This window comes from Pseudoalteromonas sp. NFXS53 (genome assembly GCF_056629255.1).
This window is the reverse complement of record NZ_JBWVBR010000016.1, coordinates 108,297-120,879: the sequence shown is the minus strand read 5'-3', so window position 1 is coordinate 120,879 and position 12,583 is coordinate 108,297. Positions and strand designations below refer to the sequence as shown.

Annotated in this window: 12 protein-coding genes; 5 read left to right on the top strand and 7 right to left on the bottom strand. The window is 42.0% G+C overall.

The annotated features are described in order from the left end of the window. Positions 1 to 318: 318 nt before the first annotated feature. The 5 genes from AC1HJP_RS16320 to rplU all read right to left on the bottom strand — a co-directional run bounded on the left by AC1HJP_RS16320 (position 319) and on the right by rplU (position 3,222). Entirely contained in the window at positions 319 to 693 is a 375-nt protein-coding gene (locus tag AC1HJP_RS16320; RefSeq protein WP_480362704.1) for a DUF3718 domain-containing protein, read from the bottom strand. Positions 694 to 772: 79 nt separating this feature from the next. Continuing rightward, positions 773 to 1,264: a type 3 dihydrofolate reductase gene (folA, locus tag AC1HJP_RS16315; protein WP_480362703.1), complete on the bottom strand. Its 492-nt coding sequence runs from the start codon at positions 1,262 to 1,264 to the stop codon at positions 773 to 775. A gap of 59 nt (positions 1,265 to 1,323) precedes the next feature. Next, positions 1,324 to 2,481, bottom strand: coding sequence for an Obg family GTPase CgtA (gene cgtA, locus AC1HJP_RS16310; protein WP_475162701.1), 1,158 nt, complete (start codon positions 2,479 to 2,481; stop codon positions 1,324 to 1,326). Positions 2,482 to 2,633: 152 nt separating this feature from the next. After that, a complete protein-coding gene (gene rpmA / locus AC1HJP_RS16305; protein WP_058030934.1) occupies positions 2,634 to 2,891 on the bottom strand; it encodes a 50S ribosomal protein L27 in 258 nt (85 codons plus the stop codon). 19 nt (positions 2,892 to 2,910) lie between these two features. After that, positions 2,911 to 3,222 carry a 50S ribosomal protein L21 gene (gene rplU, locus AC1HJP_RS16300; protein ID WP_058030935.1) on the bottom strand — a complete coding sequence of 104 codons (312 nt, stop codon included), beginning with the start codon at positions 3,220 to 3,222 and terminating at the stop codon, positions 2,911 to 2,913. 389 nt (positions 3,223 to 3,611) lie between these two features. On the opposite strand from rplU, the gene ispB reads away from it, so the two are divergent. Continuing rightward, positions 3,612 to 4,583: an octaprenyl diphosphate synthase gene (gene ispB, locus AC1HJP_RS16295; protein WP_480362702.1), complete on the top strand. Its 972-nt coding sequence runs from the start codon at positions 3,612 to 3,614 to the stop codon at positions 4,581 to 4,583. A 61-nt stretch (positions 4,584 to 4,644) separates the two neighbouring features. On the opposite strand, the gene lptG is transcribed toward ispB, so the two are convergent. Both lptG and lptF read right to left on the bottom strand, forming a co-directional pair. Beyond that, positions 4,645 to 5,712: an LPS export ABC transporter permease LptG gene (gene lptG, locus AC1HJP_RS16290; protein WP_480362701.1), complete on the bottom strand. Its 1,068-nt coding sequence runs from the start codon at positions 5,710 to 5,712 to the stop codon at positions 4,645 to 4,647. Beyond that, the gene (gene lptF / locus AC1HJP_RS16285; protein ID WP_480362700.1) at positions 5,709 to 6,821 is read right to left on the bottom strand and encodes an LPS export ABC transporter permease LptF; all 1,113 of its coding nucleotides are present in this window, start codon (positions 6,819 to 6,821) and stop codon (positions 5,709 to 5,711) included. Before lptF ends, lptG begins: the two co-directional genes overlap by 4 nt. Before the next feature lie 195 nt (positions 6,822 to 7,016). On the opposite strand from lptF, the gene pepA reads away from it, so the two are divergent. The 4 genes from pepA (at position 7,017) to AC1HJP_RS16265 (ending at position 12,523) form a co-directional block, all read left to right on the top strand. Next, complete coding sequence (gene pepA, locus AC1HJP_RS16280) at positions 7,017 to 8,525, top strand: leucyl aminopeptidase (RefSeq protein WP_480362699.1); 1,509 nt, start codon at positions 7,017 to 7,019, stop codon at positions 8,523 to 8,525. A gap of 110 nt (positions 8,526 to 8,635) precedes the next feature. Further along, positions 8,636 to 9,082, top strand: coding sequence for a DNA polymerase III subunit chi (locus AC1HJP_RS16275; protein ID WP_130257318.1), 447 nt, complete (start codon positions 8,636 to 8,638; stop codon positions 9,080 to 9,082). 22 nt (positions 9,083 to 9,104) lie between these two features. Beyond that, positions 9,105 to 11,960, top strand: a complete 2,856-nt coding sequence (locus AC1HJP_RS16270; protein ID WP_480362698.1) for a valine--tRNA ligase — start codon at positions 9,105 to 9,107, stop codon at positions 11,958 to 11,960. A gap of 119 nt (positions 11,961 to 12,079) precedes the next feature. Further along, positions 12,080 to 12,523 carry a hypothetical protein gene (locus AC1HJP_RS16265; RefSeq protein WP_480362697.1) on the top strand — a complete coding sequence of 148 codons (444 nt, stop codon included), beginning with the start codon at positions 12,080 to 12,082 and terminating at the stop codon, positions 12,521 to 12,523. Positions 12,524 to 12,583 lie beyond the last annotated feature (60 nt).

The window sequence follows — 12,583 nt, the reverse complement described above, 5'->3', positions numbered from 1 at the left end:
TTCGAACCCTCGATAGGGCTACAAACCCTATACTCCCTTAGCAGGGGAGCGCCTTCAGCCACTCGGCCACCTCTCCGTCTTGTGGATGCGTATAATAAAGGCTTACGAAAATAAGTCAAACACTTTTATAGTAAATTATTGTCAAATGCTCATAGAATATGCAGCTTAGCTCAATACATCTAACTTATGTTTATCTTTTAAACTAACTGATTGAAAAGCACACTGAAATAAAAGCTAAATAAGCTTTAATTTCAATAAAAAACAAAAAAGCCAGAAGAATTATCTTCTGGCTTTTAGAATTATATTGATTCTTTGTGCTTATAAGCCTGCACGCGCTTTAATTGTACCTATTAAAGCTGACCCACCGTGACCGTTGCTCTCAGCCCAAGCAATATCAGCACCATCTGATAATTTGCTTTTAGGTAAATTTTTTACAATATACTCGCCGGCACCTACCGCATTACTAGCAATCGCATGACGTAACAGATTATTACCATTACATAACACGCCATCGAAAATGTTCCTTATTTTTAGACGAGAGCTCTTCAGCTTTTTACGCAAACCACCTTTATCGTCTGCAGCAACATATTCACACAGTGATGCAGCCAATTGCTCATTGGCTTGTGCTGAAAAGCTAAAAGAAAAAGACGCAACAACCAGCGAAGCTGATACAAGTGCGGTAGATAATTTCATTTCGTCGACCCTTTAATACTTTGTTCGTAACAGAATACGTATATAATTGTAGCAACCAATATAATCTACCGCAACAAACTCATAACTTTTTATGTAAAGTTACAAAGGTATAGCCATACTTATTTCTTTCATCTGGCTTATTAGTCTCAGACTCTATTTCTACCCATTGATAGTCTTTTTCATAATCAGGAAATTGCGTATCACCAGCAACTGTTAGATCAATAAAGGTCAAATATAAACGTTCTGCTAATGGTAAGAATTGACTATAGATATTACCACCTCCTATAACCATCACCTCTTCCGTACCTTCTAACAGCGTCAAAGCTTCTTCAGGGCTTGAAACAACCTCTATTCCTTCTGCTTTATAAGTTGCATTTCTGGTTATCACAATATTGCGGCGCCCAGGTAATGGACGACCTATTGATTCAAATGTTTTTCGCCCCATGACCACTGGCTTAGCCATGGTGACACGCTTAAAATGTTGCAGATCAGCAGGTAGATGCCATGGCATCTGATTATCATCGCCAATAATACGATCATTCGCCATTGCTGCAATCATAGAAATAATCATTGTCGCTCCCTAAGCATTTAGTATTAAAAAAGGGCTTTAAAAGCCCTTTTTATTAAAAGTTATCTCTCGTAGATAACTTCCACATCATAATCATCTTCATCCCAGTCGTCATCCCAGTCATCATCCTGCGCATTTTTCTTCGCTTCGCGATGATAAGTATCCCACTTGAACTCAACTTCTTCTTCCGCTTGCTCTTCTTCAAACTTATCTTTAGGCATACTCTCAAGTAACGCCATAATGTCATAGCACAAGGGTTGAGTATTCTTTTTGTTTGCAGCTGAGATACGATATACAACTTCGGCACCAAGCTCTTCAGCGATACGCTCACAAGTTTCTTCTACTTCGTCTTCTGGAAGTAAATCAATCTTATTAAGCACTAACCAACGAGGCTTATCAGCCAATTTAGGACTGTACTGATGTAGTTCGTTAATGATCGAGAAGGCGTTATCTACCGGATCTGTACCATCAATTGGCATCACATCAACAATGTGTAATAACACACGACAACGCTCTAGGTGCTTTAAGAAACGAATGCCAAGGCCAGCACCATCTGAAGCACCTTCAATCAGACCAGGAATATCCGCAATCACAAATGATTTACTCGCTTCAGGGCGAACCACACCAAGGTTTGGTACAAGAGTTGTAAACGGGTAATCAGCGACTTTAGGTTTAGCTGCTGAAACACTTCGGATAAACGTCGACTTACCTGCATTTGGCAGACCTAGCAATCCAACATCAGCAAGTAACATAAGTTCTAACTTAAGGTTACGAACTTCACCTGGTGTACCCAATGTTTTTTGTCTTGGCGCTCGGTTTACACTCGACTTAAAGCGCGTGTTACCCAAACCATGGAAGCCGCCTTTAGCAACAAGCAACTTTTGACCATGTTGTGTTAAATCGCCTAAACACTCTTCAGTGTCTTCGTCAGTGACACGCGTACCAACAGGTACCTTTAGGAACAGGTCTGCACCTTTTTTACCTGTACAGTTACGCGATTGGCCATTAGTGCCTCGCTCAGCACGATGGAATCGCTCAAACTGATAATCAATTAATGTATTCCAGTTTTCATCTGCAACGAGATAAACACTACCACCATCACCACCATCACCGCCATCAGGGCCACCATCAGGAACATATTTTTCACGGCGAAATGACACTATGCCACTGCCGCCGTCGCCAGCTTCAGCTCTAATTACAACTTCATCGACAAACTTCATGGTTTCTCTCTGTTTTGGGAGGTCTGATAGCAAATTATAACTCAAGCAGTTGCTTCCTGCTCACTAGAGTTGCGTTGCTAGATAAAGACCTAAAATAATTTACATACAAAAAAAAACCCCGCCGTAGCGGGGTTTTTCTGAATCTTTACCGATTACTCAGCAACGATGCTAACGTATTTACGGTTTAAAGGACCTTTAGTTTCGAAAACTACTTTACCATCTGCTTTTGCAAAGATAGTGTGGTCTTTACCGATACCTGCGTTAGAACCTGCGTGGAACTTAGTACCACGTTGACGAACAATGATGCTACCCGCTAAAACTGATTCGCCACCGAAACGTTTAACACCTAGGCGTTTACTTTCTGAATCGCGACCGTTACGAGTACTACCAGCTGCCTTCTTATGTGCCATCTTTCTGTACCTCTAAAAATTAAGCGCTAATGCCAGTGATTTTAACTTCAGTGAACCACTGACGGTGGCCCATCTGCTTACGAGAATGCTTACGACGTCTAAATTTAACGATCTTAACTTTCTCACCGCGACCGTGTGAAACAACTTCAGCTGTCACTTTACCACCGTTTACGAACGGTGCACCGATCTCGATTTTCTCACCATCAGCAACTAAAAGTACTGAATCGAACTCAACTGCTGCACCAGTCTCAACGTCTAATTTTTCTAGACGAATTGTTTGACCTTCAGTCACACGGTGCTGTTTACCACCACTTTGGAAAACCGCGTACATATTTAACTCCGTTGTGCGCCCTCAAATCGACGCAACTTAATATTCTTCAATAGGGCGCGAAGTTTACGCTAATGTGAAACTTCACGCAACCCTATTTTTGTAGATTTTGCATAAAAATTAGCTACGACGAGGGCGAATTACTATTTTGTGACAGTCTATCTAAAAATCGCTATAAACCAAAGTTATTTTTCGTCGATTTATAAGCTTTTAAATAACCTAAATCGAGCTCCCTAAAACAGTAACTAAACACCTTTATTTCAGCTCAATAAATAGGCAAACCATTAATTTAATAGTTTTTTTGATCTCATTCACGACTAATTATCGAGCTTACGTAATTTTTGTAGTACAATTCGCGCGTTTTATCATTACCAAACTTGGCTCGGAGCAAGATGGATATCAAAGCTATCCAGACGTTAATTGCAGAAGACATGCAAGACGTCAATCAACTTATTCATGCACAAATGCAATCTGATGTAGCACTAGTAAATCAGCTAGGCTTATACATCGTGAATAGTGGCGGAAAGCGCATTAGACCAATGCTCACCCTACTTGCATCCCGTGCGCTTGGTTGTAATGACAACAAGCATATAACCCTAGCGACAATCGTCGAATTTATTCATACCGCAACCTTACTTCATGATGATGTAGTAGATGAGTCGGCCCTAAGAAGAGGCGAACCTACAGCAAATGCTGAGTTTGGAAATGCAGCAAGTGTTTTGGTTGGTGATTTTATTTACACTCGTTCATTCCAGTTAATGGTCGGCTTACAGAACATGCAGGTAATGCAAATCTTAGCTGATGCAACCAATGTCATCGCAGAAGGTGAAGTACTGCAGTTAATGAATTGTAATGACCCAGATACCACTGAGCAGAGTTATATGCAGGTTATTTACAGTAAGACTGCAAAACTGTTTGAAGCAGCCACTCAGTTGCCAGCTGTTGTACTTGAGCAAAGTATTGAAGTTCAGGACGCCTTAAAGTTATATGGTATGCATTTAGGCACAGCCTTCCAACTTGTAGATGATGTTTTAGATTACAGCGCAAATGCTACTCAAATGGGTAAAAATTTAGGCGATGACTTAGCCGAAGGCAAGCCTACATTACCGCTTATTTATGCGATGCAAAAAGGCTCTGAGCAACAAGTAACACAAATTAGAGAAGCCATTGAAACAGGTAATGGCATGCAGTTCCTAGATGACATATTAGCAACCTTAGCTGACACCAAGGCGCTTGATTTTGCGATGGAGAAAGCGCGTGATGAAGCACAAAAAGCAATCAACTATTTAAGTGTTTTACCTGAGTCTGATTACAAACAAGCGCTCATAGCTTTAGCTAACTTATCAGTTTCTAGAGACCACTAATAAAAGTCTCTTAAAAGAAAAAAAGCCAGCAGATGCTGGCTTTTTTCTTTTAAATTCAGCACTACTGCTGGCGTTTCAATAAAACAGTTGCCACCAATACAAACAGTACGGCCGGCATTGCAGCGCCTATAAATGCGGGGACGTTATAAACCATAACGATAGGCCCAAAAATCTCATTACTTAAATGAAATGCTAAACCCGTTACAACTCCCATAATAATGCGCGCGCCCATACTAACAGAACGCAGAGGGCCAAAAATAAATGACAGTGCAACCAGCAACATCACTGCGATTGTTAGAGGCTGCATCACCTTTCGCCAAAGCGCTAAATCATAGGTGCTGGTATCTTGATCATTCTGCGCTAAGTAAGCTAAGTACGACATCAAACCTTTAAAAGACAATGATTCAGGGTCTACAGAAACCACATCTAGTTTCTCGGCAGTGAGCTGAGACGCATAGAGCATTGATTCACTATATTGAGTGGTAATTTGCTCACCCGCTACCGTCATCTCTTCCACACCTTGAAACTGCCACCCTTGAGGAACACTTTTGGCAGCCTCAACACGAGTGACTTTTGTTAATGCCAGTGAATCATCAAAATGATAAATACTTACATCTTTTAGTTCGCCGGTTTGCTCAACATTGCCGATATTTATAAAGTTATTACCATCTTTGGCCCATACGCCTTGTTGCGCATTAAAGACTTCTCCACCATATATGGCATGATTTCGGATCTGCTTCGCCATTTTTTCTGACTGCGGCACCCCCCATTCACCTAATGCCATCATACAGAGTGCCAGAATGATCGCCGTTTTCATGACCGAACCAATAATTTGTAGCCTTGACCAGCCTGCAGCTTGCATAACAACCAGCTCACTGCTCGATGCCAGCGCACCTAACCCCATCAAACCACCTATTAGCGCGGCCATAGGGAAAAACACAACAATGTCTGAAGGCATGCTATATAAGGTGTAAAGTAAAGCCGCAGCAATGTCATAGGAGCCTCGGCCTACAGACTTTAATTGCTCTATAAACTTAATCAGCGTATTAATACCAACAAAGACCAGTAATGCAAAACTGGTTGTTTGTAAGATACTACGGCCTAAATACCAATCTAACGTTTTCATCATGCTGTTTGTGCTCGCTTAGCAAATAATGAACGCAACCAGACGCCAAATGGACGACCTTTCGCTATTAAATAAGCACCGATAAACAGTGCACTAATATGAATCCACCAAAGCCCTACCGCAGTAGGTACTTTTCCTTCTGCAACTAAAAACTTACCCGCATTGAGAAGAATAAAATAACCTAGGTATAAACCAATAGCAGGTACCAACTTTGCAAACTTACCTTGCCTTGGGTTTACGACACTCAAAGGAACAGCCATAAGCGTGAGTAAAATAATAGAGATAGGTGTCGAAAGACGAAGTTGAAATTGTGCAATGGCTTCAGGTGTGCCCAGTTCAAGTAACTGCATTGACGGAATAGCTTCTAGCTTGCGACGCTGATGCTCTATTTCTTGCTCTTGGATCTGTACTTGATAAGTGCCAAACTCGGTTTTACTCAAAGCTTGGCTCTGACCGTCAGTTTCAAAACGAAAGCCATTATCAAGTTGTAATTGCTGCTCGCCAGTTTCTTGTTCAATAACACGCCCTGTTTGAGCATATACTAAGCGCGCGGCTTGTGAAGATTCTTTATCAGGTAACTGAGCAACAAATACTTTGTTTAATTCTCTACCTTGCTGGTTAATATCATGGATAAACACCACGGCTTTTTCATTGCCAGTTTGTTGAAAGCGCCCGGCCCTTAAACTAGATAATCCCGCATCTGCTTCAGCTTGTTCTTTTAGCTGGTATTCTTTTTCATTCGCCCAAGGTGCCACATACATACTTAAGGCACCCGCTAATAAAGCAAAAACCACACTTGATACCAGCGTTACACGCACTACATACCATTCACTCACACCGCACGCTTTAAGCACGGTCATCTCGCTGTCGGCATAAATACGGCTGTAGGCCAATATAATCCCTAAAAACAAACTTAAAGGGAGTATATAAACCGCCAATTGAGGTAATTTGAGTGCCAGATATGAAAGAATTAAATCGCTGGGAGTGCCACCATCACTTGCATCACTTAATATTCTGACAAACTTTTGTGAGACAAAAATAGTCATTAAAGTGAGAAAGACAGCAATTTGCGACTTCAAGACTTCAGCTGTTAGGTAGCGAAAAATTAGCAAAATATGCCCCTATAAAACATCGTGTTTCACTGGAATAGTAGGAAAAATTGAGTAAACTGATTATTTTAGTCAGTTTATTATATGTCATCAAAACCAAATATCATACTAAGCATATTAGATAATCATGCATTTATGATATGGATAAGCGAAGACAGATAAAGTTCAAAAAGACATAATTTAGACTCAGGAGTCACAATGGAATTCAGCGTAAAAAGTGGTAGCCCCGAAAAACAGCGCAGTGCCTGTATTGTAGTTGGCGTTTATGAACCGCGCCGTTTGTCTCCAATCGGTGAGCAGCTGGATAAGATCAGTGAAGGTTACATTTCTAATTTACTACGTCGTGGTGACTTAGAAGGTAAGCCAGGTCAAGTATTACTACTTCATCATGTTCCAAACATCTTAAGTGAGCGCGTACTACTTGTTGGTTGCGGTAAAGAACGTGAACTAGATGACAAACAATATAAACAAATCATCTCTAAAACGATCAACACATTAAATGAAACAGGTTCGATGGAAGCGGTGTGCTTCTTAACTGAGCAACATGTTAAAGGCCGTGATACATACTGGAAAGTACGTCAAGCAGTAGAAACAACACAAGACTGCTTGTATACATTCAATCAGTTAAAAAGCAAAAAAACAGATCCACGCCGCCCGCTTCGTAAAATCGTATTCAACGTACCAACACGTCGCGAGTTAACCATTGGCGAAAACGCCATTGAACATGGTCTTGCCGTTGCTGCAGGTGCAAAACTGTGTAAAGACGTCGCCAATATGCCACCAAACATCTGTAACCCTCGTTATTTAGGTGAGCAAGCTCAAGAATTAGAATCTTTTGACAACATTTCTGTAAATCTAGTCGGTGAAAAAGAAATGGAAGAATTAGGTATGCACTCATACCTAGCAGTTGGCCGTGGCAGTGATAACGAATCGGTTATGTCAGTGATCCACTACAATGGTGCGCCTGAAGAGCAAGCACCAGTTGTTTTTGTTGGTAAAGGTCTGACGTTCGATTCAGGTGGTATTTCAATCAAACCTGGCGAAGCCATGGACGAAATGAAATATGACATGGGTGGTGCTGCAGGCGTACTAGGTTTAATGCGCACAGTTGCAGAGCTTCAATTACCAATAAATGTTATTGGTGTGCTAGCTGGCTGTGAAAACATGCCAAGCTCAAACGCCTACCGCCCGGGCGACATCCTAACTACTATGTCAGGTCAAACAGTCGAAGTATTAAACACAGATGCGGAAGGTCGCCTAGTATTATGTGACGCACTGACTTATGTTGAAGCATTCGAGCCTGAAATTGTGGTAGATGTAGCAACTCTGACGGGTGCCTGTATTGTAGCTCTCGGTGCACACGCAACGGGTTTACTGTCAAATCACAACCCACTTGCTCATGACTTATTAAAAGCATCTGAGCAAAGTGGCGACCGTGCGTGGCAACTACCACTGTGGGATGACTATCACGAGCAACTAGATAGCCCATTCGCTGACTTCACAAATCTAGGCGGTCGTGCAGCAGGGACTATCACTGCAGCATGCTTCTTATCTAAGTTCACCAAAAAGTACAATTGGGCACACTTAGACATTGCGGGTACGGCTTGGAAAAGCGGTAAAAACAAAGGTGCGACAGGTCGACCTGTACCTATGTTGACACAATACCTATTAAATCGTGTTGGACCAACTGAAACCCAAGCAGATTAACCGCTGTGAGTGATTGATGGTCAGTTCGTTCTGTGTCAAAATGCGGGTTTATTTTGAACGCTTATTTTAACTCTGCAAAACCGTTAAAATATGTAATTTGAAGCGAATTTATGACCATCAACGCACGATTTTATGTGTTAAAACAAAATAATGAGCCGGAAGTATCTATCCCGGCTCATTTTGATCTTGCCGCTCGCGCTGCTGCTAAGCAGTTTAGAGCTGGCCATCGTGTGTTTATCTACGTCGATTCGATTGATGACGCCCATCTGATTGATGAGCAATTATGGTGTTTCGAACCCGACAGTTTTGTGCCCCACAACCTGCAAGGCGAAGGCCCAAAAGGCGGAGCCCCTGTTGAGATTGGCCAAACACCTCCCGTTGGTAGACGCAATGTGCTAATTAATTTAGCCACCACCCTACCCGACTTTATAAGACGCTTCAGTCAGGTATATGATTTTGTACCGACGGAGCAAAACGCCAAGCAAGCCGCGCGTCAGCGCTTTGTGCACTTACGTCAGCTCGGCGCCAATATTTCAACTCAAGAAATTGAAAATTAAGCACTAATTAAGGTTCTGTGAAATGGATAAAACCTATAATCCACAAGATATAGAACAGTCTTTATATAAAGACTGGGAAGACAATGGTTACTTTAAGCCATCAGGTAAAGGCGAAGCATACTCAATTATGATCCCGCCACCCAATGTCACAGGTAGCCTACATATGGGCCACGCTTTCCAAGACACCATCATGGACACGCTGACTCGCTATAAGCGCATGCAAGGTAACAACACGCTTTGGCAAGTAGGTACAGACCACGCAGGTATCGCAACACAAATGCTTGTTGAGCGTAAGTTAGCTGCTGAAGAAGGTAAAACACGTCACGACCTAGGCCGCGATGCATTTATCGATAAAATTTGGGAGTGGAAAAACCACTCTGGCGGCACTATCACTAAACAATTACGTCGTTTAGGCGCTTCTGTAGATTGGGACCGTGAGCGTTTCACTATGGACGAAGGCCTTTCTGAAGCGGTTAAAGAAGTATTCGTACGCCTTCACAAAGAAGATTTAATCTACCGTGGTAAGCGTCTAGTTAACTGGGACCCTAAGCTACACACTGCGATTTCTGATCTTGAAGTTGAAAACAAAGACAAACAAGGTCATATGTGGAACTTACGTTACCCACTTGCTGACGGCGTAAAAACTAAAGACGGTAAAGACTACATCATTGTTGCGACAACACGTCCTGAAACTATGCTAGGTGATACAGGTGTTGCTGTTAACCCTGATGATGAGCGCTACCAAGACCTAATCGGTAAAGAAATTTTACTGCCTATCGTAAACCGTCGTATTGCAATTGTTGCCGATGAACATGCCGACATGGAAAAAGGCACAGGTTGTGTGAAAATCACGCCTGCCCACGACTTTAACGATAACGAAGTAGGTAAACGTCACCAACTACCAATGATCAACATCTTCAACAAAGATGCAGCGGTATTAAGCGAAGGCGAAAGCTACACATTCGACGGTAAAGAGCTTGAATTAGACGCGCCAATTCCTGAACGCTTACACGGCCTTGACCGCTTTGATGCACGTAAAGCGATTGTGAGCGAATTTGAAGAACTTGGTCTATTAGAAAAAATTGAAGATCACAGCCTAACTGTTCCTTACGGTGACCGTTCTGGCGTAGTGATTGAGCCACTTCTTACTGATCAGTGGTACGTGCGCGTAGCACCACTTGCAGAGCCAGCAAAAGAAGCCGTTAAAAATGGCGACATTCAATTTGTACCTCAACAATACGAGAACATGTACTTCTCGTGGATGAACGACGTACAAGACTGGTGTATTTCACGTCAGCTTTGGTGGGGTCACCGCATCCCAGCTTGGTACGACAACGAAGGCAACGTATACGTTGGTCGTGACGAAGCTGAAGTACGTCGCGATAACAACCTTGCTGATGATGTTGCACTTAAGCAAGACGAAGACGTTTTAGATACCTGGTTCTCATCTGCGCTTTGGACTTTCTCAACGCAAGGCTGGCCTGCAAACACTGATGATTTAAAAACTTTCCACCCGTCTGACGTATTGGTAACAGGTTTCGACATCATTTTCTTCTGGGTTGCGCGTATGATCATGATGACCATGCACTTCATCAAAGATGAAGACGGCAAGCCACAAGTACCATTTAAAACCGTTTACGTAACTGGTCTTATCCGCGATGAAAACAGCGATAAGATGTCTAAATCGAAAGGTAACGTACTTGATCCTATCGACATGATTGACGGTATCGATCTTGAAAGCCTAGTTGAAAAGCGCACTGGTAACATGATGCAGCCACAACTAGCGAAGAAGATTGAGAAGAACACCCGTAAAACATTCGAAAACGGTATCGAAGCACACGGTACAGACGCACTGCGTTTCACCCTTGCAGCAATGGCTTCAACAGGTCGTGATATCAACTGGGATATGAACCGTCTTGAAGGTTACCGTAACTTCTGTAACAAACTATGGAACGCAAGTCGTTACGTATTGATGAACACAGAAGAGCAAGACTGTGGTTTCGCTACAGATGCTGAAAAACAATACTCACTCGCTGATCGTTGGGTTTTAGGCCAGTTTGAAGCAACTGTTAAAACTTACACTGAGCATCTAGACAACTACCGTTTCGACCTAGCTGCAAACACCATTTATGAGTTCACTTGGAACCAATTCTGTGACTGGTACCTAGAACTTACTAAACCAGTATTGTTTAAAGGTAACGAAGCACAGCAACGTGGCACTCGTCATACCTTAATCACGGTATTAGAAAGCCTACTTCGCTTAATGCACCCGTTAATGCCTTACATCACAGAAACGATTTGGCAACGCGTGGCACCACTTGCAGGTATCGAAACTGCAGGCACTAGCATCATGGTTCAAGGTTTCCCTGTATACAATGAAGCTAATGTTGATAGCCAAGCGATGGACGACCTAGAATGGGTTAAACAATTCATTCTTGCTATTCGTAACATCCGTGGTGAAATGGATATCAGCCCAAGCAAACCATTATCGGTATTGCTTGCTAATGCCTCTGACGAAGACAAGCGTCGCTTAACGGAAAACGAAGCTTTCTTAGCGTCTCTTGCTAAGCTTGAAGCGTTCACGTTACTTGATAACAAAGACGATGCACCAGCATGTGCAACATCGTATGTTGGTAACCTTGAGATCATGATCCCAATGGCTGGCCTAATCGATGTTGAAGCTGAACTAGCTCGTATCGCGAAGCAGCTTGAAAAAGCAGAGAAAGGCTTAGCTCAAGTTAATAACAAATTAGCTAACGAGAAGTTCGTAAATAACGCGCCAGAAGCAGTACTGGCTAAAGAAAAAGATAAGCTAGCCGAATACTCTGATGCTAAAGCGAAATTACTTGAACAAAAAGCGAAGATTGAAAGTTTGTAATACCGCTTTTCATCATTGCTAAACCTTATAAAAACGCGAGCTTAAGCTCGCGTTTTTGTTTCCAAAATAAAAACATATTGATACACTCATCGACAATAAAAATAATAAACGGATTTACCATGCTTAAACAACTTTTACTCGCATCAACATTGTCTATCGTCAGCCTTTCAATTCATGCAAATGATAATTCATCTTGGTCTTTTGGTGCAGGCCACTTTGAACATGGTGGGGTTCTTGGCGCAAAATACATATATGAAATAAATGAGAAGCATAGCGCATTTGCCTCAATAGGTATTATTGGCTATGCATTTGGCTATGAATATCAATTAAATGATCATGTCGATTTAGGACTTACCTTTGGACAACAAGCTGCCTATGCAAGTGACGGATTCCTAGTCGCAAAAGCGAGTTATTACTTCAGTAACCAAGGTAAAGAAGGCTTCTATATAGGCGCGAGTTTTGGCGTAAAAGAAGAAGATGGTGAGTGTTTCATTTTCTGCGAACAAGCTGACACTGAAAAGGTGAAATCTATTGGTGGCATTCATATTGGCTACCGTTTCTAGAATTAAATAATATTAATTCTCATTTAGATTGACAATCTTTCGGCTCCTTTTTAAACTAAG